The organism is Larkinella bovis (assembly GCF_042655385.1).
Classification (GTDB): Bacteria; Bacteroidota; Bacteroidia; order Cytophagales; family Spirosomataceae; genus Larkinella; species Larkinella bovis.
Window position 1 is genome coordinate 59,422 of record NZ_JBHSMA010000008.1, and the last position, 24,964, is coordinate 84,385.

Consider the following 24,964-nt stretch of genomic DNA (forward strand, 5'->3'; position numbering starts at 1 on the left):
GTCAATCAATTACGTTGCGAAACCGGCTTCATGTTGTTCAGATCGGAAAGGCGTACCTTCAGAATTTCGACCGTTTCCTTATGCCCCGCAAAGGCAATCAACAGATTGCCATCGTGTTCGATCACGTGGGGGTAGTCAACATGGCGGCCACCAATCAGGTAGAACATTTTCGTGAATACGATCCCGTCGTCACTGATCGAAATGGCCAATGGGTCCCGTTTTTTAGGGTTAGGGTTCGACACCAGCACATACCGGCCGTCTTTCAGCCGCGTGGCGCTAAACTTGGAAGCGGCATCCGGAAAGTCTGTCTGCACGGGTTTACTCCAGGTCTGGCCATTATCGGCCGAAAACGACCGAAACAGGTAGCCACTTTTGCGATTATCCCGGAACAGGGCTACCAGGTTATTATCGGGCAGTACCCACCAGTTGGGTTCTTCGGCGGTCAGATCGGCATTGGAACCGGTGACGGGAACGGATCGCCATTCGTTGATTTTCTTATCGCCACCGATCAGAAAATGCACCCCGGTTTTGACGTAATCGTGGGTACGCCGGGTCATCATCCATTCGCCGGTCGGCAGTTTTTTCGGCGGAAAATTGTTGATCGCGTTATCGTAAATAACGCCCGCATCTTCCCAGGTTTCTTTGGATTTATTCAGGCGAAACGCCCGGAGTTCGAGGCTGGGACCAAAAAAACCGGCGGCTTCATCCACCGTATACAACGCAAGTAATTCACCATTCCGTTGCCAGAACCCCCGGGCAATGTGCCGGAAGCCTTTGTCGGTTCGGGTGCCATAATGTTCCGAATCTTTGCCGGAATTGGGTGGTACGGGCGTCAGGAACTGCGGTTTGGTCCACGACACGCCATCTTTGCTGGTGGCAAATTTGACCCGCTGGCCCACCCGATCCTCAATGCCCGGCCCGTCGCTCCACATGATCCAGAATTTTCCGTTGTGATGCACCAGGTAATTGTGCTGATTCACGCCTTTTTCAAGACGCACATCGTTGACAATGACGTGCTGGCTGGGCACTTTGGGCAGTTTGTTAAAATCAATCTGGTGCGGATGGTCGGGCATCCAGTCACCCGCCAGCATCATGGGCGAATGGGGGTTGTTGGCCGGATGGGGCTTCGAGGGAGCACCCGGTTTTGACTGCGCCAAAACCGTAACCGAAAGCAAGGAGCCCGCCAGGAGCGTCAGCAAAGGTTTATGTAAGCAACTTTTTTTCATGAGGGAAAGGGTATTAGGAAAAAAATGATTCGAAAAATAGCAGGTGCTTTTTATTTCCACTCCGCATGTTGTTCGAGCTTTTTGGCCCGATCGATTGCCAGCTGCGGAATAGGCCATACGTAGTGTTTCTTGGGATCAAAGATCCGTTTTTCCAGGGTTCTGATGGGTAGTTTATCCTTTACTTCCAGGCTAAACACCTCCTTATTCAGCACCACTTCGGCGGTTTTCCAACGGATAATATCGAAGTAGCGAAGTCCTTCAGCTGCCAGTTCTACCCGGCGCTCGTTGCGGATCAGGGCGCGTAAGGCCGCCTGAGTGTTGTACTTCGACCGGTTGACGACCGGCATTCCCGCCCGTTTCCGGACCTGATCCAGCGCATCGTAAATTGTCGCATCGGGGCCACTGGCTTCATTTTTAGCTTCCGCATACATCAGCAGGACGTCCGCATACCGCAGGATGATCCAGTTGACGTGCGTGTGCGTTTCAATGGGTTTCATATCATTGATGTATTTCCGGTAATGCAGGTAGGTCAGCGAGCCACTGAGGTTACTTCTGTCGAAGGGGTCGTACAAATAACCATTCAGGTTTTGATTGGGATAAACAAACGTTTCGGCAAAACGCGGGTCGCGGTTGGCCATCGGGTTGGCCGGATCATACAAAGGCGACTCCTGAATCGGTAAGCCGTCGGTACACTCAAAGGCGTTTGCCAGGTCGGGCAACGGTAACACATACGCATACCCGCCATTGCCCAGAAAACCGTACCGGCGGTAAAGCTCATTCTGATTCACGACGGCGGCATACTGGCGTGCCAGGATCACTTCCTTCGTTGCGTTATTGAACGATTTAAGGAACAACTCGCCGAACTTGGGATGCAGGCTATACACCTGTGAATCCATGACCTGCCTGGCGGTTTCGGCGGCTTCGCTCCATTTGCCGTTGTAGAGTAACACGCGGGCTTTCAAAGCCAGGGCCGCTCCTTTCGTTACGCGTCCATTGCTACTCGCGGGCCAGGTAGCGGGCAGTTCCTGAATGGCCTTGTCCAGGTGGTCGAGCAGGTAGGCCAACACTTCCGCCTTGGGTGATTTGGGGAGATCGCTTTCCGAAATCAGGAGCGGTTTGGTCACCAGCGGTACATCCCGGAACAGGGTGATCAGCTTAAAATATTCGAAAGCAAGGATAAACCGGACCTGTCCCACCAGGTTGTTTTTCACGGTGGCGGAGACGTTGGGAATTTCGTCTACCTTCGTAAAAAACTCCAGACAGCGTCGAATGTAGGTATAATCCCAACGGTTTTGAATAATCGCGGAGTTGGTTTGAAACGTGCCATTAGCAATGACCCGGCCATTTTCACCCGTGCGGCAATAGGCGTTGTCGCTCCAGTTTTCGATATTACTATCCGATTCATCCGGTAAACTGCGGTATAAATTATTGACCCACATTTCGGCGTTTTCGGCGGAGGTCCAGAAGGTTTCGGCGGAGGGCGAGTCGAGCGGATACCGTTCCAGAAAATCTTCCTTACAGGAACCCAGCAGGAAAAGGATACTCAGACTTACTATTATCTTTTTCATATACCTGATTATTAGAAGGAAAGGTTTAGGCCAACATTATAGACTTTCGCCAGCGGGTAGCGCGTTTCCACCAGCCGTTCAGCCGTTCCTGTCGTTACTTCCGGATCGAATCCTTTCAGTTTGGTAATCGTCAGCAGGTTTTCGCCACTGACGTAAAACCGGGCGCGGGTCATTTTCAAACGCTGGAGAACCGAAGCCGGCAGGTTATAGCCCAATTGGATGTTTTTCAGGCGGAAATAGGCCGCATTTTCAAGCCAGAAACTGGAAAACTGGCGATTGACGCCCCCAATCCGGGTTTTCGGGTAACGGCCATTGGGCGTTTCCGGGGTCCACCGGTCCAGGTGGTAGTCAAAGATCGTAGATTGCGCGCGGTCAAAATTATAGCTCGTCCAGCCATTGTTGAAAACCAGGTGACTCATCACCCCCTGACCAAACGCAAGGAGGTCAACGTTTTTGTAGCTCAGATTGATCCGGATCCCGTACGGAAATCGTGGGTCTGAACGGCCCAGCCGAACGCGGTCATCCGGCGTAATGGTTTTGGGGTCGCCCCCGTTTTCCTGATACCGGATATCGCCCGGCGAGGTTTGCGGGTTTTGAAACGAGTGCGCTTTTACTTCTTCGGCGGTCTGGAAAAGGCCTTCCGCTCGCCAGCCATACCATTCATTGATCCGGTAGCCCTCTGCGGTGATGGTATTTCCGTTGATCCAGGGGCCGGTTCCGGCCATGTTGACGACTTTCTCCGAAGCGTTCGAGGTCTGGAACGAAACACTGTATTTGAAGTTCCGGATCGTGTTTCGGTGAGAAACCTGCAATTCCCAACCCTGGTTAGCCACGATTCCGGCATTTTGTACGGGTGCCGTCTGGCCAAAGGTTGTGGGCAGCGGAACCGTCAGCAGAATATCGCGGGTGCGCTCCTTGAACACATCCAGGGTAAAGCTGATCAGGTTGTTGAACAAACCGCCGTCGAGCCCGACGTTCACCGCCGTTTTGGTCTCCCAGGACAGTTCGGGGTTGGGCGCCCCGCTAATGTAAACGGCCCGCTGCGGTAGTCCGTTAAAATAATAGTTGGTGGAGGTTAACGTACTCGCAAACGGGTAGGCCCCGACATTCTGATTCCCCACCTGCCCCCAGGAGGCCCGAAGTTTCAGATCCGTCACCACCCGGTTATTTTTAAGAAAGTTTTCTTCGCTGATCCGCCAGCCCGCCGAAACGGACGGGAAGAAACCCCAGCGTGCATTGCGAACGAACCGCGACGAGCCGTCGTACCGCATGGAGGCTTCAGCCAGGTATTTATCCTGATACGAGTACGTTGCCCGGCCAATGAACGACGATAAGGCCCAGTCTGACATGGTGCCGCCCGTCGTCCAGGTAGTTGGGTCGGTACTGCCGGCGCCAATGGTATAAATGTTATCGGTCAGAAAATTCCGTCGCCCGACGCTTTCGTTTCCGGCCACGTTTTCTTCGCGGGTGTAGCCCCCCAAGACCGAGAACTGGTGGCTGCCAATCGTGCGGTTGTAATTAATGAGGAATTTGGCGGACTGAAACGTTTCGGAGGAATTCTGAATCAGCAGGGAATTCTGATTCACATCGACGCCCACCACATCCGGTGCATCCGGATTGTAGAATTTCATCCGGGTGCTGTAATCGCGCTGCCGGCTCTGGGTGTAATTAATGCCGTACATCGCGCTGATTTTCAAGTGCTTGGTCAGGTCATAATCCAGCGAGAAGTTACCGGACGCCCGATTGCTTTTCAATTCCTGCTGGCCACCCTCTTCCGAGGCCAGACCAATTACATTGGCCACCCCTTCAACCGTTGCCCAATCGCCTTTGGAGGTCCAGATGGGCAGTTGGTTTCCCCGGCGGTATAAGCCCCAGGAAAGTAAATTACCAAGACCTCTGGCCGGGCCACTCGGGTAATTGGCTTCGGAAGGGGCGATGGTCACCGACGGAATGAAACTGCCCCGGAAACCCAGTTTGAGTTTATCACTCAGCTGAATATTCTGGTTGTACTGGGTCGTAAACCGGCTGTAGTCGGTATTGATCACAATGCCTTCCTGTTTCAGATAACCGACCGAAAGAAAGAAGTTCTGTTTGGCCGTTCCGCCGGAGATGCCGATGCTGTGCTGGGTCTGGAGGGCGTTGCGTAAAATAGCATCATAGCGGTCGTGATCCCGCCAGTCAGGAGACGAAAACCGGGCCAGATCGGCTTCCGAATACTGAAAAACCGTCGTATTGGGGTTGTCGTTTTTTTGGGCTTCCCGAAACAGGGTGGCATGCTGCAAAGCCGTCACCTTCTTCGGAAGTCGGGTCGCCTGCTGAAACCCCACATAACTGTCATAGTTGATCTGAATACGTCCGTCCTTGCCGGTTTTGGTCGTTATCAGAATGACCCCACCGGCAGCCCGGGCTCCATAAATAGCCGTAGAAGCCGCGTCTTTCAGGATACTGATGCTTTCAATGTCATTGGGATTGATGCGGTCGATGGAGGACGGTACCCCGTCGATGATGGTCAGCACGGGGTTGCTGGTAAAGGTGCTGTTGCCCCTGATCTGCATGCTAATGGCGTTCTTGCCCGGCTGTCCGCCGGTTTTAACCACCTGAAGGCCGGGAGCTTCGCCCTGTAAGGCCTCCGACAGGTTTCCTACGGCCCGGTTTTGCAGCGTTTTACTATCGACGGTGGCAACGGCACCGGTCAGGTTTATTTTTTTCTGCGTTCCATAGCCAACCACAACCACTTCCTGAAGAGCTCTGTCATCTACCTTTAAAGATACTTCAAGGGTAGTCCGGCTATCGATTGTCACCTCCTGCGGAACATACCCCACGAACGAAAAAACCAGCGTAGTCGCGCCGTCCGGAACGAGGAGTTTGAATTTCCCCTCGGCATCCGTAGAAGTTCCGGTGGTGGTATTTTTCACCACCACACTGACGCCCGGCAAACCTTCCCCGGTTTCACTCCTGACCAGTCCGGACAGGGTTCGGTCCTGCCCGGCTTTTGTCAACGACTCCGGCGACTGGCTGGCGTGAGCTAGTGGCTTGGGGCCTTCCGGCAAGTCTGCCGGGTTGAAAACCGGGGTAGACGGAGCGTCCTGGGCGCTGGTTCGGGCATCCGTTTTGGGCGCAAAAATCACATATGTGCCCTTCCGAACCTGCCGGAACTGCAAGCCTGCGGGTTGCAGGATTTTAGCGAGATTATGATCCAGCGATCTTTTCCCGTTCAGATAGTCCGGGGAAACCGTAACCCCTTCCAGCAGCTTTTCTTCAAACAGAATATCGACATTGTACTGTTTTTTGAGCTGCATCAACGCTTCCCGCAAGGTAACGCTGCTGGATGCGGTTTTGCTACCGTTTCGTTGTAAAACCGAATCATGCGCTTTGGCTGCGGGTGCCAGCGTCACGAGTAAAAATAAAACCCATAGGATTCCTGCCAACCGGGCAGGGAACTGTAACGGTCGAATCATACATGTAAAAGTTAGAGGTAGGGTTGGATTAGGGGGCGGATGTTAATTGGTATGTTTTGGGCTGCCCTTCACGCTGGTTGACAGTCATGTTTAGCATATCGCTCAGAATGGGTAATAATTCATCGGCATTTTGAGCCTTAAATGTCCCTCCGATGGTTCGTTGGGCCAGCGCACTGTCGGCCACGATAATGTGCACGCCAAACTGTTCATTCAATTGGGAAGCAATTTCGGACAGGGGCGTATTTTCGAAGACAAACCGGTTTTCTTTCCAGGCGGTATGAACGGTAGCCGACTGGTGGTGATGGACCTGGAAATTCCCCTGCTTTGAAACCTCGACCAGATCACCGGGCGCGATAACCAGGGGTGCGGATGCCTGATTCGCCAGGGAACGCACCTGAACACGCCCTTTATTGAGAAAGACTTTGCTACCCTTGGCCCGGCTGTACACCGTAAACTCGGTCCCTAATACCTGAACTTCCAGTTGATCTGGGGTACGAACGATAAACCGGCGGTGGTCAGCCGTATGCTTCACCGAAAATTCCGCTTCGCCCGTCAACCGGACTTCCCGAACCTTAGGGTTGACATCAAACCGGGGTACCTCCAGCAGGGTGTTGGCATTGAGCGTCACCCGGCTGCTGTCGGGAAGGGTTACCGTGCGGATTTCCCCAAACTTCGTCGTATACCGTTCGTAATACAATCGGTCACGCAGGGAGTAGACACCGATCATGGCCAGGAATAAAACCGCAGCCGCTACCCAGCGATAAAGTCGTTTTGGACGATTCAGCGGGTACGTGTCCGGGGCGTTCCCCGCCGATGGCTGGATCTGGAGCGACCGGGTGTAGGCCGACGCTGCATCGGGGATAAACTGCAAATTGTCGCACTCCCATTCTTCCAGCCACTGAAAATAAAGCTCCTGATTTTCGGGATCTTCCAGCCACTGTTCCACGAGTGTTTTCTGCAAAGGCGTAGCCTTCCCTTCAAAAACATTCCGCAACGTCTGTTTGGATAGTACCGGTTTCATAGTAGAGTGGAGATCGCTATCCGTAAGAGTGAAAAGAATGGTCTTACCCCTTGCTGGGCGGCATAAAAAAATGAAAGAAACGCCAGGACAAAGAATCCCTGCGCCCGGAGTGACTGCCGCAAAATGGTCAGGACCTTGGTAATATGGCCTTCAACGGTTTTGACCGACAGGTTTAGTTCCTCCGCAATCCGTGCATTTTTCTTCCCTTCAAATCGGCTCATTATGAACACTTTCTGGCTTTGAGCGGGCACGGAACGGATAATTTCTTCGATCTTCAAATACAACTCATTGTATACCAGAATTTGCTGCGGGGTCTGTGCCGTATTGATTTCGGGATCGTTTTCGGTTTCAATGCATTCTTCCCCAAGGAGGGTCCGGCCAAATTCCGAGCGTAAATGCGCAAAAGCGGCATGCCGCACGGCGGTAAAGAGATAGGCCCGATAGGAAACCGTAATGGATTGGTAAAGCTTTTTGTGCCAGATCTGGGCAAAAATATCGACCACCAGATCCTCGGCTACCTCCTTCGCATAGACGAACCGAACCGCTTGATTGCACAACGGATGGTAATACCGCTTAAAGAGAAGCTGATACCCCTTTTCGGGGTCGGTTTCGAAGGTCCTTCGAATAAACAATTCAGAATCCAGTACCTTGGTCTGTCCACTCTCCGAACCGACTCCTTCTGCCGCCGTTGGCAAAGAATACTGGTTGTCGGGTTGGAATGGAGTTCCTGAATTGGTCAAACGGTTCATAAGGTGCAACGGGGGTAACCTGCTTTCTTATATAGAGCATTTTTACCGGAAATACCCTCGCCGATCTGTGAAAATTTTTACACTTCTTCTACGAACGATCCCATTCTAACCATCACCCAGCTCGCCAACCCGGTATTTTCACCCTCCTTTCCTTCCCCATTTCAGCCCATCCGGGCCCAAAATCACGGAATTCCGTGAATAAAAATCACCGAATCCGGTGATTTTCGGTCCCCGATCCATTCAGAACTTTGCAGCGGTTTCGGAAACCTTCCCGCCCACATGCAACACACATCCACACACCATTTCCAATGAACACATTCATCTCTCCACGTAGCGCCCGGCGACAGGCCCTCTGGCTCCTGCTCTGTTCTTTCCTCGTTACCTCCTGCCTGGATCACCAGCCCCCGACTTCCTCCGACGCGACCGGTTTTTCGGCCGATGTGGTGACGAGCTGGTTAACGCTGCAACTCCGACTGAATCAACCGGCCCCGGTTTCGCAACCGCTGGTGGCCCGCCGGTTTGCCTATTCGGGTATCGCCCTGTACGAATCCATTGCACCGGGTCTGGCGGGGTACCAGTCGATTGCTCCGCAACTCAACGGGCTGACCGGGTTGCCCACCGTCACGCCCAACGCCCGTTATTACTGGCCGGCCTGTGCCAATGCTGCGATGGCGGCCATGAGCCGCAGCCAGTTTCCCAATGCGTCGGCAGCCCTCAAAACCGCCATCGATTCGCTGGAAGCGGCCAATACCGTTCTCTATCGGAAAGAAAGTTCCGGGGAAGAACTCAATCGTTCGGCGGAATTTGGCAAGAAAATCGCGGCAGCAGTGTTCGAATGGTCAAAATCGGACGGTTTCGACAACCCAACGCCCTACTCGCTTCCCGTTGGAGCGCAGTACTGGGTCCCTACCCCACCCGCCTTTGGTCCGCCCGCCTTGCCCCATTACGGGAAATGCCGCACCCTGGTGGCTAACAGCGATGCCGGGGCTGAGCAGGGCGACCCGATTCCGTATTCGGAAGACATCAATTCCGCGTATTACGCCCAGGTAAAGGAGTTGTATGACATTTCGAAAACCTTGACCGACGACCAGCGTGCGATGGCCAATTTCTGGCCCGACAACCTCTGGCACAACGTACTCAGCCAGGTGCTGGCCCTTGAAAAACCCAAACTGGATGTGGCAGCGGTCGCTTTTGCGCAACTCGGCATCGCGATGTCAGACGGGGCCGTGAGCCTCTTCAAGGGGAAATACCGCTATGTAGGCGTCCGACCGGTGACTTATATCCGCACGGTCATGAATCACCCTGCCTGGAATACCGTGATCCCGACACCGGCGCACCCCGAATATCCCTCCGGCCACTCGGTGATGTCGGCGGCTGCGGCCCAAACCCTGACGCTGATTTTCGGAGCCAATTACCCGTATACGGACAAACCGTTTAACGTGCCGGGTGTCAGTCCCCGCTCGTACAAGTCCTTCGAAGAAGCCGCCAGTGAAGCCAGTAAATCGCGGCTATACGCGGGCATTCATTACCGCAAAACCTGCGAAGTCAGTCTGGTGCAGGGCAAAACCATTGCCAATACCATTGGTCAGAAACTGAAGTTTAAAAAGTAGATGTGAACTCCTTGCAGGAGGCTACCGGAAAACGGGCGGAAGGTTTTTCTGTCCGTTTTTTTCGTTCGCCGGTTTCTCTTTACTGCCAGGTGGGGACGCCAATCGCCCCGAACCAGGTCAGATAACCGGTCGCGATGCAATGGAGAACCGATAGCACGACGGTATGCCAGTAAATGGTTCGGCTCACCGGTGCCTTCCGTTCGCGAACGACCGTGACAACGGACCAGACAGCCGCCAACGCAAAAAGAACGGACAAGACCAGTGCGGAAACCGACAGAAACCCTATTTTTCCCAGCCGTTCCATCGGGTCGAGTCCGCCAATGATGCCCAGAATCGTGGTTGCCAGAAAGAGCAGGCTGGTCAGAAAAGGCCACAGAATCACGTTGCGCGTCTCCCGGGAGCCCCGGCGGGTCCGCCAGTACCGGATGAACCAGATGCTGCCGAAAACCAGTGACCCCAGCAGATAGAGTATCCAGATGAACCGGAGAATGGGTGGACCGAATGCCAAGACCGGCGAAACCGGCATCAGCACCTGGGAGCCAATATGCACGACTTCCCCTGCCAGCGGATCATTTACCTGCACCACACTGATTTTACCGGTTTCAGCCGAAGCATAGCGCCCGTTGGCAACGGCAACGTGGGTTTCTAAACCGCCCCCGAAGAGGTTGCGGCTAAAGAGGAAATTGCCGTTCCGCCAGATGCGTTTTCCCTCCGCTATCCGCTGCTGAAAATACATTCGCTGTACCCGTGGGTTAATCGGAATGTAGTAGCCCGTAATCGCATCGTCAAACGCCTGCGCGACCGGTTTTTTCCGGATCGAATCGGTCCGAAACGGGGCGGTTTGAAAATTCCGGATCAGGTCGCTAATCCGGTTCAGGGCGTTTCCATTCGTGGTATTGATCATGATGGCGTAGCCCACCCGCTGTTCCGGCAGATACGAAAAATCGGCCATTCCGCCGTTTACCCCGCCACTGTGGGAGCGGTACACAAATTGCTTAAACGGCGTCGAATAGTTAGCCAGACCGTATCCGTAGTCCAGCCCAGCCCGGGCACCGGTGGTGGTAGACGGTGTTTCCATGCGTTTCAGGGAGGCCTCACCCACGATTTGCCGACCGCCAGCCTGGCCGCGATTGATAAAAAACCGCAGCATCCGGGCCATGTCGTTCGGCGACGCATTGATGGCTCCCGATGGACGAACGCTGATGTTCCAGTAGGGCTGGGGATCGTTGTTCATGTACAGGGTTGCGCCCCGTTGCCGGTAAAGATCCGACGCAAAATACGTGGCCGTTGTCATGCCCAGCGGTTGAAAAAAATGGGTCTGAATGTAGTCTTCAAACCGCTGACCGGTTAGTTTTTCGATGATGTAGGCGGCTACCGGCGGCCCCGAATTGCTGTAGGCCATCCGCGTACCCGGCATCCAGCGGGACGTCCGCGTGTCCGGCAGAAAATCGAGCCCCTGTTTCAGCGTCAGGTTCGGATCGTTGAGGGCGTAATCGGCCAGGTGCATATCGTCCCAGCCCGTGGTGTGCTCCAGCAAATGCTCGACCCGAATCGGGACGGTGTCTTCCCAGGGATTCGTAAACGCGATTTCCGGAGCCAGCTCCCGAACCTTGGCTTTCAGACTGATCCGGCCTTCTTCCTGAAGTTTCAAAACGGCCAGCGACACGAACATCTTCGACACGGAACCGATTCGGAACAGCGTATTAGCGGTAGCATTCACTTTCTTTTCCCGATTGGCCAGCCCCAGCCCCGCGACCCAGATGGCACTATCACCCTGCACCAGCGCCACCCCGACCGCCGGGGTTCCGGTTTCGTTCAGGACGGTTTTAATGGCCCGTTGCAATTCCGGTATCGTTTGCGGTGCCTTCGTTTTTTCCTGCGCCTGAAGGAACCCCGGAAAGAAGCTGAAGAAAAAGAAAAAGGCTGTACCAAGGAGTTTCTTTGCGGGCGTCATCCGAAAACCGGTTGCTTTTGAAAACGCTCAAGATACTACGTTTCCAGTTCATTTCCAGCCGCTTTCCAAAACAAGAGACAAAAGAAGAGAGCGGATAGATAAAGAACCCGTTAGTACGAATCCATCCACTATTCTTTCGCTCTTCCCTGACTTTCTACGGCATAAAACGGCCCTTCTTTACTGCACCGGCGTAAAGGTCATTTTGGGCAACCGCATGGCCTTATCGATCAGCTTGATTTCCAGCTTCAGGATTTCCTCCTCCGCTTTGGCGTCGATTTTCCCGGGATCGTCGGTCGGTTTGTGGTAGTCGGGGTGGCCGCCGGTATGGAAAAACAGCACCGGAATCTGCTTCGCGTAAAAAGCCGCGTTGTCGGAGCCGCCGTTGCCCGCCCGGTCGGTGAAGAATTTCACCCCGGCGGTGACGTCCTGAAAAACCGCCGGCCAGGCGTCGGCGGTTCCGTAGCCCCCGATGCCCACGCCCCGGTTGGGATCATACCGGCCAATCATGTCCATGCAGATCATGAAATTCATCCGGTCGAGCGGCAGGGTCGGGTGGTTCAGGAAATGGCGGGAACCCAGCAACCCGAGTTCCTCGGCCCCGAAGGCCATAAACAGGAAGTTATACGGTTCTTTGACGTCATTTTTGGCGTAATACTGCGCCAGTTCGAGCAAACCGGCCACGCCGGATGCGTTGTCATCGGCCCCGTTATGAATCTGACCCTGCGGATTTTTGTCCAGCGAACTGCCCTGATTGCCCAGGCCGAGGTGGTCATAGTGCGCGCCAATGACGATCGTGTGGGCGGCCCCGTTGTCCAGAAAACCGATCACGTTGGCGGCTTTGCGCAGGCTGTCAGGCACCACCACCCGCCGGACTTTCGCCGTAAAAGGCTGGTAATACCCGTCTTCGCCCAGCGGTTTCAGGCCATATTTTCGGAAGTGTTTGGCAATGTAGGCGGCTGCTTTCGCGTTTTCACGGCTGCCGGTGCCACGCCCTTTCATGCGGTCGGACGCCAGTTTTTCGATGTGTTTCTGAATGCGGTCAGCGGAAGGCTCCTGCGCCAGGAGCGGGGCCGTTGTGAGAAGAAATAAGGCAAGAATACGATTCATCATGCCCGCAAAAGTAGATCATTTTCGCAACTTTGTACGTTCAATTCTGTAGCCTGATGTTTCAATTGGTGAACTCACTTTTCAGCAACCCGGTTTTTATCCCATGCGCCTTCTGACGGCATTCATTTTCGCCATCCTTTTTCACGGTTTTGCCCACGCGCAAGCCACCCAAAATCCGAAACTGTTGGTGACGCCCCTTACTGATCAGGTGCTTGTCCATAGCACCTACGGGGTGTACCAGAACAACAGCATCCCCTCCAACGGACTGATTATCAAAACAAAGGACGGTATTGTATTGGTGGACACGGGTTGGGACAGCGACGGCAATACCGACAATACCCGGCAACTGCTACGGTGGGTGGCCGACAACCTGCGTCAACCCGTCCGGCTTTGCATTGTCACGCACGCCCACGAAGACCGCGTGGGTGGCATCAGCGCACTCCTAAAAGCCGGTGTCCGCGTGATCAGCACCCCGTTGACGGCTCAGAAATCGGTGAAACTCGGGTACGAATCGCCCGAAGGCATCCTTCCGAACGATACGACCTTTACGATTGGACAGGAACCAATCCGGTGTTATTTTCCCGGCGAAGGGCACACGAGCGACAACATTGTGGTCTGGCTACCGAATCAGCGGATTTTACACGGCGGCTGTTTTGTCAAGAGTGTGGCGGCTTTCGGGATGGGCAACGTCGCCGACGCCAACCTGAAGGAATGGGCAAACTCCATCCGCCGGGTTCAGAGCCAGTTTGGCACGGCGAAGATCGTGGTGCCCGGCCATGAGGAATGGAGCGACACCCGAGCGCTGGACCACACCCTGCGGTTGCTGGAGAAGCATGGGGCGAAGCAACGGTGAGAAACATTTCCACCTAAACCGTGTTCAATTTTTAAAAGTTTGGCGCTCACGCTCCTTCCTTTTGAAGTTCTTGTATCCAGGTTCCAGATTCTCGCGCTTTGGGGTGCTACATTCGCTGTATTGTTGGTTTTAATTTTATAATGCTACCAAATCTAGCTCTTCTAATCTAATAGCCATTGCTTCCATTGAAACTTGAAAAATTTTTGATAATGAACTAAAGGGTGTCGAATTGTAATATTCACATTTTGCAACTATCCGAGACAGGTCACGCTTAGTTTTTACCTTCTTGCGAAGTTCATAAGTCGTACTATTAAGTAAACGTGCAGTGTTCTCGTTAATCGTAAACCGCTTAATTTGAAATCGTTCATAAAAAGATTGAACTACGATTTTTTTGGGCATCAAAAATACAGCCGCAAATTTATCCGCTTGTATTTCTTCAATAGGCCTATACCACCCTATTTCCGAACCATCTAACGGTAAATCTCGATGAAGTTCAATTTTATCGTGCAATAGAGCATGTCCAAGTTCATGAGCAGTAGTAAAACCAATAACCTCCGGCTTATACATAGCTGATACTATAATAGTATAATTTTCATTATTAATTATTCCAGCAATTTCTTCACCCTGCTCATTAACTCCTAAGGTATGTACTTTACGAAATGCATACTTTAAAAGTTCTATAACTTTTTGTGGTCTCAGTACGCCAAGAAAATTTGTAGGAGGGCTAGAAGTCCATATCAATTCTTTATACTTCCATAGTGCGTTTTGAATTCGTCTTACTAAAGTTTCGATATCGGCATGGGATATATTAGATTTTCCGTACAATGAATTTCTAATTTCAATAAATTCTGCTAGAAATTGGCTTTTTTTATCTGCTTCTTCATCAAGAGCATTCATTAATGTAAAATTTTCCTTGTTAAGAGCATCAAATTCATCTTTTAATTTCTTTTTCTGAATTTGAATTGAATCAGTCCAAACACTTTTAGGAAACGATTGAAGATTTAGGCTTATAATAGAAATACAACCTGTAAGGCCTGAAAGAGAACTACCTAAAGCCACACCTGAATCCCCCCTGGCGGATTTAAAGCCTTTATGAAATACAACAACAGAATATTTTGCAAGTTGAATACAGAGGTTAGCAATTTCTATGGGGATTTCAGTTGACAATCTTAATTCACGGAGGGATTCTTCTTGAAGAGCGTTCTTTAATTTTTGATTTTGTTCATTATCTCGCTCCTTCCTTTTTTGAATTGCTTTATCAAATTGTATTGAATCTTCTTGAAATAAAGTTTCTAAACGCGGCCCGATATCTTTAGTAATTTTATCCCTTATCTCTTCAAACTCCTTTTTACAATGATAATATTTTTTTTCTCTTTTTGGATCAAGCGTCAATTCAATAACTGTATTCAAAAGCTTACAACTTAAAATCCCATTAAGGGCAGCGGCACTACCAGAGCCGGGTTTATGATTACCTGCACCTATTTTATTTAGTAAATACCGAGTTGGAAGTTGTAGTAAATCAGTGCTCATTAATATATTTTTTCATTTTAGTAAAGATAACTTTTTTGTTAAATATTTTACATTTGGTTTCTGGTGAATAAAAAACCGCAGCCTGAAAGACTGCGGAGTCTACCTACTCATCCAAAAACTGTATTTTACTTCCCAAACTCCACCCAGCTCACTCCGCCAATATTCTGGGCTTTCGGATCGCCGTTCACAAAAACGAAGTACAAATCCTGCCTGCTGCCGGGATCCTGAATCGGGGCGGATAACTCGGCGGTTTTGTTCCAGGCCCCCGTGGCGGTATAGTTCACCGTGCTGATCACCGGCCCTTTTGCCGATCCGGTATGCACCTCGATCGTGCCGTCATGGTCTTTCGACGCCACCTGGTACGTCAGCTTCCGGATGCCTTTCAGGTCCACGCCTTTCAGCACAAAATAGGCTTTGCTGCGGCTGGCACTCAGTCGCCCGCGCTGGCGGTTCATGTTGTACACCTCATCGGCTTCCCCGGCAATCACTTTCGCCGGACGCAGCACCAAGCTCTGGCTGCTCGTCAGGGGGGTAATGGCCCCACCCTTATCCGTATACGAAGCCGACAGAATGTAACGCCCCGTCTGCTCCTTGCCCACGTGTTCCTTCAAAACCGTACTGCCCTGCTGCGGCAAGGTGACATCCGGCTGCTCGTTCGACACCGCCAGTACGTATTTCACGATTTCGGTTGCGTCTTCCCGCGACAACTGCGGGTGGGCGTTCATGGCGTGGTCGCCCCACACCCCGCCCCCGCCGGTAATCACCTTGTTGGCAAGCCGCGTCAGGGCGGTTTTGTCACCCCGGTATTTTTTGGACACCTCCATAAACGACGGCCCCACCGACTTGCCGTTGATCTGGTGGCAGGCTTTGCAATCGCTGCCCTGCATCAGACTTTTGCCCAGGTTAAACGAACTGGTGATCTGCTGATGCCCGACCAGCGGTTCGTTGCCCGCTACTTTCGGGATGTAGTTCAGCGCCACTTTCACCTTTTTCGGATCAATCGTTTTATCTTCATTATCCTTTACATCAACCGCGTACTTAAACGGCGTCTGATCGGCGAAAAAGAACGTGCTGTTGTCGGTCGTGGCAATGGCGACCTGCGGCAGCGTGTTGCCCACCTTGATTTCCAGCGTATCCACCGAACTGGCCCCCGCCGGATCGGTTACTTTCAGGGTTACGTTGTAAATACCGTTTTTCTGGAAGGTGTAGGTCGGATTCGGTTCGGTCGAACCAACCTGATTGCCCTCAAACCGCCACTCGTAGCGGAGTTGATCGTCCTCGTCGAAATCGTAGCTCCGGCGACTGCTGAAGGCCACTTTCAGCGGAGCCAGACCGATCGTGTCGCGGGCGGCAACGTGGGCCACCGGTGCCCGGTTTCCGGGGTTATACTCAATCTTGACCAGCCGCGCATCTTCGTTATCGATCCCGTACACCGAACCGTATTCCAGCATATAAATCTCACCTTTGGGCCCGATTTCCATATCGACCGGCCGCCGAAAATCACCCCGTTGCGGCATAAACGCTTCCATGCGCTTGTAATTCTGGTTTTCGTCCAGTCGCACGGCGTATACCCAATTTCGCATCCAGTCGTACATAAACAGCGCTTTGTCGTAGTAATCCGGCAGCTTCACGTCCGATTTCAGGTTCGCATCGAAATGATACACCGGCCCGCCCATCGCGCAGCGTCCGCCCGTTCCGAGTTCGGGAAATTCGTCGGATTTGTTGTAGGGGTACCAGACCATCGCCTTCGTCACGGGCGGCAGATTTTTCAAACCGGTATTGTTCGGCGAGTTGTTCACCGGCGCGTTCGGATCGAATTCCGCACCCACGGTTTTGGTCGCAAAATCGTAGGCCTTATACGGTTTGTTGTTGCCGACGAAAAACGGCCAGCCGAAATTTCCGGCTTTTTTGGCCTGATTAAATTCGTCGTACCCGCGTGGTCCCTGCGGTCCATCGGTGCCCGAATCCGGCCCGATTTCCCCCCAGTAGACAATCGACGTTTCGGGATCGACCGAAATCCGGTACGGGTTCCGACAGCCCATCACGTAGATTTCGGGCCGGGTTCTGTCCATGCCTTTCGGAAATAAATTGCCTTCGGGAATGGTGTAGGAGCCGTCGGGTTCGGGATGAATCCGCAGAATTTTTCCGCGCAGATCGTTCGTGTTACCGGCCGACCGGGCTGCATCGAAGGTCAGCCGCCCGGCCTGCCAGTCGGTTGGCGAAAAACCGCTTGACTCAAACGGCACCGTATTGTCGCCCGTCGAAATGAACAGGTTGCCGTGTTTGTCCCAGGCCATTGACCCGCCGGTATGCGCGCTCACTTCCAGGTCGATCGGAAACTCGATGATGGCTTTTTCGGATTTGAGGTCCAGTGTGCCATCGTCGTTCATCACAAACCGCCCGATCCGCTGCTTCGTCTGCTCACCGTCCTGAATCGTGTAGAAGAAATACAGGAAATGATTTTGGGCGAAATTCGGATCGATCGTCATCCCCAGCAACCCGTTCAAATACTTCTCGACGGCTTTCACCGGAAAATCGTAGACCAGTTTCGTACTTCTGGTTTTCGGGTCGTACATGTAAAACTTGCCCGCCCGCTCGACCATAAACACCCGGCCATCGGGGGCCACGGCCAGTTCCATCGGTTCGTTGAGGTCGTTGGACAGCACGGTTTTCACAAACCGGGTTTCGTCCGGTGTTTTCACCGCGTACGCTTTCGAATAATCGAGCAGTTTGTTCTCGCCGATCACGTATTGCAACCCGCCGATCAAATGCTGCACAAACAGCGGTTCGCTGAAACTCTCGTGCGTATGCCCCCCGCCGGTGTAAAACGCGCGGCCACCGTCAAACTCGTGGTACCAGACAAAGGGGTGATTGTCACCGTTGCGGCCCCCTTCGTACGTGCTTTCGTCCAGTTTCGCCAGCACTTTCACGTCGGGATTAAGGCTTTTGTAGCTATACAATTCGTCAAACCGCTCCCAGCGATCGGGCAGGAAACTCGTCGATGGGTGGTTTTTGTCGATGACATCGATGGCGGCTTTCTGCTGCTTGGGGTGGTGCAGAAAGTAGGCCCCGGCGAGTTTGTTGTACCACGGCCAGTCGTACTCGGTATCGGCGGCCGCGTGAATACCCATGTAACCGCCCCCGGCCTGAATGTAGCGCTCAAACGCCACCTGCTGATCGGCATTCAGGACGTTGCCGGTGGTGCTCAGAAACACCACGGCGCTGTAGTTCTTCAGGCTGTCTTCGACAAAATACGCCCCGTTTTTGGTGGTATCGACCCGAAAACCGTTCTCCTTTCCGAGCTTTTGCAGGGCCGCAATACCGGTCGGAATGGATTCGTGGTAAAACCCTCTGGTGCGGGAAAACACCAGAATGCGCAGTAGTTTCGGCGGAGTAGCCGGGGCCGCGGCTGCCGTCGGCTGTGCGGTGGTTTGCGACGAGCCGATGGCCGCCTTCGGTGATTGACAGCCGTAAAAGCTCCCGGCGGTAGCCACCAGGGCACATAGGGCGGTGACAATCGAACCGGTTTTGATAGAGGTTAGCATAGAGATTGGGGAAAAATTCAGAGAACGGCTTTAACCGTTTGTTGACCAGGGGTACCGCCTGCTAACAGCCCGCGGTACCCGTTTGTTGGAACCGTTTTAACGGTTTTTATACCGGGCTACACCTTAATCGCCCATTCGGTTTTCAGCGGACGCTCCAGCCTGGCATTGGCTTCCTTGTCTTTCTTAAACTGCTCCTTTTTCGGATCCCAGCTCAGCGGGCGCTTCAGGTCGTAGGCGATGTTACCAAGGGTGCAGACCGTGGCCGTGCGGTGACCAATTTCGACATCACAGATGGGTTTGCTGCGTTTCCGCATCGCATCCAGAAAATCCCTGTAGTGGTTTTCGCTGTGGTAAACGTGCTTCTCATCCGCGCCAATTACCTTGGCCGCGAGCGTCACCGGATTGGTTTCCAGCTTTTTCCGCTGAATATTCAGCGTCGCTTCCGAGCCGACAAACTGAATGGCATTGTTCCACTCCCAGGGTTCGTGGGTCATCGTAATGCCGTTTTCGTACCGATACGTCAGGAATTTATGGTCTTTGCCGTCCGGCGGAATCACTTCCACGGGACCGCTATGGTCCATGTCGAGCGCCCACTGCACGATGTCGAACATGTGCGCCCCCCAGTCGGTCACCATCCCGCCCCCGAACTCCTTGTAATTCCGCCAGTTCGGAAACACGTCTTTCGTAATCGGCGGAGCCAGTTCGGAATTGAACGGAACCGGCTCGTTGGGTCCCAGCCACATGGCCCAGTCCAGACCTTCCGGGATGGGTTCGGCGGGCAGATCGTATTTTTTCGGCGGAGGCCCGACGTTGACTTTAATGTGTTTGATTTCGCCCAGGTAGCCGTTGCGGATCAGTTCGGCGGTTTGCCGGAATTCGGGCCAGGAACGCTGCATGCTGCCGGTCTGGAACACCCGGTTATTTTTGCGGGTCGCGTTCACCATCGCCCGGCCTTCTTTAATCGTCAGCGCCAGCGGTTTTTCACAATACACGTCTTTTCCGGCTTCGGCGGCTTTCACGGCCATGACCGCGTGCCAGTGGTCGGGCGCGGCAATGACCACGGCGTCGATCTCCTTGCGGCCCAGCAGTTGCCGAAAATCCGAATAGGCCTGAATATCCGTAATGGTTCCTTTGGCTTTTTGCCCCTCCTCACTCTGATAATACGCTTTCAGGTTGTCAATGAACAGGTCGCGCTTGGCTTTATAGACCTCACTGGCCCCCAGAATCCGGGTCTGACCTGTGGCCAGAAAATTCCGGGCCAGCCCCCGGCTTTGTTTGCCGGTGCCGATAAAGCCGAGGTTAATCGTGTCGCTCGGGGCCAGATACCCTTTTCCGCCCAGCACATAGCGAGGAACAATCACAAAAGCTGACAAGGCCGCCGAAGCCTGTCCGATAAATTTCCGCCGGGAAAGGGCGCTAGAAGGTTCTTTTTCCATGAGGGTTTGGAAGTTGATTTAGCTCTGTCTCCAAAAGAGAAAAAACCGCCGGATTTACTATAGCGTACAAAAAGGTCGCCCGCACCGCCGTTTCAGGGAAAGCTTTTTCCGTTTCAACCGGCTTGGCACTGGGCAAAAAAAGACGACCCGCCAACTTTGCGGCCAGAACAGTAAACACCAAACATTGATAAACACATGAAAACGTTCGTTATCACGCTCCTGGCCGTGGCGCTGTTGGGCAGTTGTAAGAAAGACACCGATGCCGTTATACCGGGTGGCCACGTGCCGACGGAAACCGCCGGAAAATGGATGTATGGCTCCTTCGCCATGAGTGAATTCTGGTCGTACGACGGCAAGTACCAGGGCAATCCCTTCGAGCTGGCCGTCATGTTCGACTTCAAGAAAGAGGGTACGTACGAGAAGTATTTTGTCGCCACCACCCGCGATTATTCCGGCTGTAAAACCGAAGCCTTTACCTTCGAAAAAGGCAGCGTGGATTTCAACGAAACCGAGGGGTCCTTTACGACCACTCCAACCGAAGGGCACTATCGGGGATTTTACTCGTGCTTCCCGAACAAAAACGTTAACCGGAAAATGGACCGCTCGGAACTAAAGGCCCAAACCTACTACTACGCGGTAAAAACCGGCAGCAACGGCAAGACCAATCTGGTGGTGCGGTTCAATGCTGGCGATACCAACGTCAGCACGTTCCTGCCCACTTCGTGGTAGAACCGGCGGTTAATTGGCCAGGAAATACACAATCCGGCAGGCGTTCCCTTTGCTTTTCGGGTTTTTCGTGGGGGCGATTCGCAACTGAAGGGTGTGTTTCCGGTCGGACAGGTCACCGGCAAACAGCTTGTACCACGGCAAATGCAGTTGATGGCTCCACTGAGTATACAGGTCCATTTTCCGGTACGGCCCGTTATCGATGCGGTATTCGATTTCACCCGCATCCGGCCCCGACACAAGAGCTATGCCGACGGCAGTTCCCGCAAAATTCAGGGTCAGCGTAGCACCCGGCCCGGTGGCTTCCAGCATTGGTCGATCCACAAAACCGGCACGCGTTGACGCCCCATCCGCCGGCTTCCAGTTGTCGACCAGCTTCCACCCACTACCCAGTTTTGCTTCCTGAATCGGCACGTACCGCCCGCGCTCGAAATTGCTGCGGTGCAGCGGGGCCGGGGTCGCCAGCGGTTTGACCGAAGCCGCGGCCTGAAAACTCGCCTTCAGCAGGTACTTGATGGTCTGGAAGTAAACCTCCTGCCCAAAGGGCGACGGATGCAGGTCCTTGAAATCGTATTCCCACGAAAGTTCACGGGCCTGGATCCGGTCGTAAACTTCGCGGGCCAGATCGATGGAGGGCAGTTGGTAATGGGCCGCCACCCGCTCGTGATTCAACAGTTCAGCCGGTTTTTTCCCCTGCCGGAAATCACCGGATTTGTCGGGGTCCGCAAATTCCATCAGCACCACATCCACCGCCGGATTGTTTTTGCGGGCGTGACGCACAATGCCTTCCAGCGCCCGGAGCTGCGTCAGGCTGTCGGTACCGTTGGCACGGTCGTTGACGGCAGCTTCCAGAAACAGCAGGTCAATTTTGCCCTTGCTCAGCACGTCCTGCTCCACCCGGAATGCGTGGGGCAAACTACCCAGCGACGGAATTCCGGCCTTGATGAACGTAAATTCAGTTTGTGGAAACGTCTCCTGCAAATACCGGCTCACCTTGTCACGCCAGCCCGGATTGTAGGTAATGGAGCCTCCCAGAAAGGCCACCGTGGCCTTTTTCTGTTCCGTAATAGCCCGGTACGCATTCGGTAAACCGTTCCGGACCTGTACGTACGGTTTGTGCGCTAGCGGTTTTTGAACGGGATACGAATTTTGCTGGATGAAATCGGCCCACCAATTCAGGTGCTCAATCGGGAAATGGTGCCCGTCGAGCCGCTGCTCCCCCCGCGACATGCTGTAAACCGTGGTCGGCCCGCCAAGTCGCTGGTAGCGCTCCACGAGTTTGAAGGTATTCTCCTCGTTGGGTACGACTTTGTCGTTCAGACTGATCACGTGCAGGATGGGTACTTTGTAAGCCGCCAGGCCGCCCAGATTATCGAACGGCTGGTCGTCGTACGCCAGCGCCTGTTCTTCCGTCAACCCGTAAACCGCCAGCAGTTGCTGCCACGATTTGGCGTCACCTTTGGCGTTTCCCTTGCCACCGGGCCAGCTTTTGAAATCACAAACCGGCGCTTCGGCGTAGATGCAACTGACCTTCGCCGGATTCCGTTTGGCCCAGGCGTAGACGTACAAACCACCCCGGCTGACGCCCTCCAGCGCCACTTTCGGCGCGAAGCCCTTTTTCGTGACCAGGTAATCGTAAAAATCGTCCCAGGCCATCATGGCCTTCGGTGCTCCGTACTGGTCGTTGGTGTTGATGTAGGCAATGTGAAAACCGCGTTCGAGCAGGATGCTGTCCATCTCGACGTGCCAGTCGGGGAAGTGTGCCCGCCAGACCCACGGATTACCGGGCAGCGGTTTGCGCGGTTTGATGTACCGGGCGGGAATATCGTTCAGCTTAAATTCTACTTTTTCGAAGCTGTGCCAGGGCGAAACCGTTTCGGTGGATTGTGCTTGTAAACCGGTAATAGATAGTACCCCAAACAGGCAAACGAAAAGCAGGGACAGGCGCATAGGAAATAATATCAACTTCTTTCGGAAGCCTTTCTGCCTTGTTTTCTACTCAAAAAAGCGGCCTTGCAAAGGCTATTTGCCATTTTTTACCGAAAACCGGTACACCGTCGTCTGGCGATAGACCTTGCCGGGTTCCAGCAAAGTCGATGGAAACGAGGGTTGGTTGGGCGAATCGGGCAGGTGTTGCGGATACAGCAAAAACCCGGCCTGGCTAGCGTATGCCCGGTTTTCTTTCCCTTTTAGTTTCCCGTTCAGCCAGTTGGCCGTGGCCAGTTCCAGGCCCGGTTCGGTGGTGGAGACTTCCAGTAACCGGCCGCTGACCGGTTCCCAAACCGTGGCCGCCAGCCGCAGCTTGCCATCATCCGGGCGATTCAGCACAAAATTATGGTCATACGCGCCGGGCAATTGGTCCAGTCGGGCGCCGATGGCCGTGGGTTTCGTAAAATCCAGGGCGGTATTTTTCACCGTCCGCAGTTCGCCGGTAGGCACCATTTTCGAATCCATCACCACGTACCGATCGGCATCGATCCGGACCTCGTGCTGCCGAATCGTGCTGGCTTGCCCCGCCGACAGGTCAAAGTAGTTGTGGTGCGTCAGGTTGACGTGTGTTTTCTGATCGGTCCGGGCTCCGTAGTCGATGCGGAGTTCATTGCGTGCATTGAGGGTAAAAGTAACGCTCGCGTCCAGTTGCCCGGGAAACCCTTCCTCGCCATCCGGGCTCCGGTAGCTCATTCGCAAACCGATATGCTGCCCGGATCGGATTTCCTGCGCCTGCCAGACTTTTTTATCAAACCCGACCTTCCCGCCGTGCAGGTGATTGGTTCCGGCATTGGTCGCCAGTTGGTAGGCCTTGCCATCGATGGAAAACCGTCCGTGGCCGATGAAACTACCGTAGCGTCCCAGCAGTGCGCCCAGATAAGGCTGACCAGACAGGTAATTGGTCAGGTTGTCGAAACCCAGCACCACATCGCCCGGCTGACGGTTTTTATCCGGCACCGCAATCGAGGTGATGGTGGCCCCAAAGTTGGTAATTTTCACCACCATCCCGTTTTTGTTGTCGAGCGTAAAGAGATCCACGGGTGTCCCGTCGGCCGTCTGCCCAAACCGTTCTTTCCGAATCTCCGCCCGCTGCGGAGCGGTTTCTCCGTCTTTTTCAACCCGGTTTTTACCGGCAAATCCCAATAACCCCACCAGACTGGCAAAGCCCACCAAAGTCCCCAAAAAGACCGAACGACCCGCTTGTTTTTTCATCCGTTTTTCAACTAGTTAATCGGTTTACGACTTATAGCTGAAAGGGGGAATTGCATTAACAAAAACCGCATAATCAGACTATAAAACCGTAAACCATATACCATCAATCAGCCTCCCGGTTAGTAACCGGGGGCTGACAAGTTACCATCTCTATTTATTTTCGTTGTTTCTGCACGTATTTGGCGACTTCCCCAATGGGCGCGATCCAGACGCCGTTGGCCGGATCGTTGGCGTATTCGCAGAGTTGTTTCAGCATCGCCAGACGCGTGGTCTGATTGCCGGATTCGGCGGTTTCGTGGCCGGCCAGCACCAGCCACTGGCCGGATTTACGCGCACCCTCAATCAGTTCTTTGATCTCGCCAAAATCCTTGCCGTCCATTTCCATGCCGTAAATCTGCGCCATGTCGCAATACGACGGGTCGTTCGGGGCCTCGTTGCGCCAGCCTCGTCCGCTGATAAACAGATCGGCAACAATGGGGACATAGCTTTGCGTATTTTTCCCACGATTAATAAACATCTGTCCACACGGATACGCAAACACCTCCGGTTTCACACCCAGCAACTCCTGCACCTGCTTGTTGGCTTCAATGAGTTCAGCCCGCATTTTCTCGGGGGTATAGTCTTCCAGCGCCTTCCCCCGCGACCAGACGAAGTTGCCGCTGCACGGGTGATTGACGGAGTGATTCCCCATTTCGTGCCCGCTGGCAACGGCTTTCTTCCAGCCCTCCAGCCGCTGTTTGACGGCCGATGGCACCACAAAGAAGGTCGCTTTGACGCCGTACTGGTCGAGCAGAACCGTCCCCTTATCGACGTTGCTCAGCCGGGCATCGTCGAAGCTCAGGCTGACGGCCACTTTCTTGCCGTTGGGCCAGGTAATGGGAGCCGCGGTTTGGGAAGGCGGCTCGATTCCACCCAAAAACGACAAGCTGATCAGCGCCCCCAACAGGGCCGCAGCGCGTAATAATCCATTTCGCTTCATA

At 53.6% G+C, this 24,964-nt stretch carries 16 protein-coding genes; 3 read left to right on the forward strand and 13 right to left on the reverse strand.

Translation table 11 applies throughout. The features are described 5' to 3' along the window. Positions 1 to 5 precede the first annotated feature (5 nt). From ACFPMF_RS20795 to ACFPMF_RS20815, 5 genes are read right to left on the reverse strand one after another with little or no spacing between them, the layout of a single operon-like run. Positions 6 to 1,226 carry an exo-alpha-sialidase gene (locus tag ACFPMF_RS20795; protein ID WP_379848664.1) on the reverse strand — a complete coding sequence of 407 codons (1,221 nt, stop codon included), beginning with the start codon at positions 1,224 to 1,226 and terminating at the stop codon, positions 6 to 8. A 50-nt stretch (positions 1,227 to 1,276) separates the two neighbouring features. Continuing rightward, positions 1,277 to 2,794, reverse strand: coding sequence for a RagB/SusD family nutrient uptake outer membrane protein (locus ACFPMF_RS20800; protein ID WP_379848665.1), 1,518 nt, complete (start codon positions 2,792 to 2,794; stop codon positions 1,277 to 1,279). An 11-nt stretch (positions 2,795 to 2,805) separates the two neighbouring features. Next, a complete protein-coding gene (locus ACFPMF_RS20805) occupies positions 2,806 to 6,252 on the reverse strand; it encodes a SusC/RagA family TonB-linked outer membrane protein (protein ID WP_379848666.1) in 3,447 nt (1,148 codons plus the stop codon). Positions 6,253 to 6,280: 28 nt separating this feature from the next. Further along, on the reverse strand, positions 6,281 to 7,273 hold the full coding sequence (locus tag ACFPMF_RS20810) for a FecR family protein (RefSeq protein WP_379848667.1): 993 nt from the start codon (positions 7,271 to 7,273) through the stop codon (positions 6,281 to 6,283). Further along, positions 7,270 to 8,022, reverse strand: a complete 753-nt coding sequence (locus tag ACFPMF_RS20815; RefSeq protein WP_379848668.1) for an RNA polymerase sigma-70 factor — start codon at positions 8,020 to 8,022, stop codon at positions 7,270 to 7,272. Before ACFPMF_RS20815 ends, ACFPMF_RS20810 begins: the two co-directional genes overlap by 4 nt. Before the next feature lie 308 nt (positions 8,023 to 8,330). On the opposite strand from ACFPMF_RS20815, the gene ACFPMF_RS20820 reads away from it, so the two are divergent. Next, entirely contained in the window at positions 8,331 to 9,632 is a 1,302-nt protein-coding gene (locus ACFPMF_RS20820; protein WP_379848669.1) for a vanadium-dependent haloperoxidase, read from the forward strand. 79 nt (positions 9,633 to 9,711) lie between these two features. Here ACFPMF_RS20820 and ACFPMF_RS20825 read toward each other — a convergent pair whose 3' ends face one another. Beyond that, complete coding sequence (locus ACFPMF_RS20825; protein WP_379848670.1) at positions 9,712 to 11,586, reverse strand: serine hydrolase domain-containing protein; 1,875 nt, start codon at positions 11,584 to 11,586, stop codon at positions 9,712 to 9,714. 177 nt (positions 11,587 to 11,763) lie between these two features. Continuing rightward, positions 11,764 to 12,696, reverse strand: coding sequence for a M20/M25/M40 family metallo-hydrolase (locus ACFPMF_RS20830; protein WP_379848671.1), 933 nt, complete (start codon positions 12,694 to 12,696; stop codon positions 11,764 to 11,766). 100 nt (positions 12,697 to 12,796) lie between these two features. On the opposite strand from ACFPMF_RS20830, the gene bla reads away from it, so the two are divergent. After that, entirely contained in the window at positions 12,797 to 13,546 is a 750-nt protein-coding gene (gene bla / locus ACFPMF_RS20835) for a subclass B1 metallo-beta-lactamase (RefSeq protein WP_379848672.1), read from the forward strand. 135 nt (positions 13,547 to 13,681) lie between these two features. On the opposite strand, the gene ACFPMF_RS20840 is transcribed toward bla, so the two are convergent. From ACFPMF_RS20840 to ACFPMF_RS20850, 3 genes are all read right to left on the reverse strand, one after another. Further along, positions 13,682 to 15,076, reverse strand: a complete 1,395-nt coding sequence (locus ACFPMF_RS20840) for a cyclodeaminase/cyclohydrolase family protein (RefSeq protein WP_379848673.1) — start codon at positions 15,074 to 15,076, stop codon at positions 13,682 to 13,684. Positions 15,077 to 15,201: 125 nt separating this feature from the next. After that, positions 15,202 to 18,621, reverse strand: a complete 3,420-nt coding sequence (locus ACFPMF_RS20845; RefSeq protein ID WP_379848674.1) for a ThuA domain-containing protein — start codon at positions 18,619 to 18,621, stop codon at positions 15,202 to 15,204. Positions 18,622 to 18,737: 116 nt separating this feature from the next. Further along, positions 18,738 to 20,057, reverse strand: coding sequence for a Gfo/Idh/MocA family protein (locus tag ACFPMF_RS20850; protein WP_379848675.1), 1,320 nt, complete (start codon positions 20,055 to 20,057; stop codon positions 18,738 to 18,740). A 195-nt stretch (positions 20,058 to 20,252) separates the two neighbouring features. Between ACFPMF_RS20850 and ACFPMF_RS20855 the strand changes: the two genes are divergently transcribed. Beyond that, on the forward strand, positions 20,253 to 20,786 hold the full coding sequence (locus ACFPMF_RS20855) for a hypothetical protein (protein WP_379848676.1): 534 nt from the start codon (positions 20,253 to 20,255) through the stop codon (positions 20,784 to 20,786). A gap of 9 nt (positions 20,787 to 20,795) precedes the next feature. On the opposite strand, the gene ACFPMF_RS20860 is transcribed toward ACFPMF_RS20855, so the two are convergent. The 3 genes from ACFPMF_RS20860 to ACFPMF_RS20870 all read right to left on the reverse strand — a co-directional run bounded on the left by ACFPMF_RS20860 (position 20,796) and on the right by ACFPMF_RS20870 (position 24,963). Further along, complete coding sequence (locus tag ACFPMF_RS20860) at positions 20,796 to 22,733, reverse strand: SGNH/GDSL hydrolase family protein (protein WP_379848677.1); 1,938 nt, start codon at positions 22,731 to 22,733, stop codon at positions 20,796 to 20,798. 72 nt (positions 22,734 to 22,805) lie between these two features. Continuing rightward, positions 22,806 to 23,984 (reverse strand): aldose epimerase family protein, encoded by a 1,179-nt coding sequence (locus tag ACFPMF_RS20865; RefSeq protein ID WP_379848678.1) that lies wholly within the window; start codon positions 23,982 to 23,984, stop codon positions 22,806 to 22,808. A 154-nt stretch (positions 23,985 to 24,138) separates the two neighbouring features. Then, the gene (locus ACFPMF_RS20870) at positions 24,139 to 24,963 is read right to left on the reverse strand and encodes a polysaccharide deacetylase family protein (protein ID WP_379848679.1); all 825 of its coding nucleotides are present in this window, start codon (positions 24,961 to 24,963) and stop codon (positions 24,139 to 24,141) included. Between the last annotated feature and the right edge of the window lies 1 nt (position 24,964).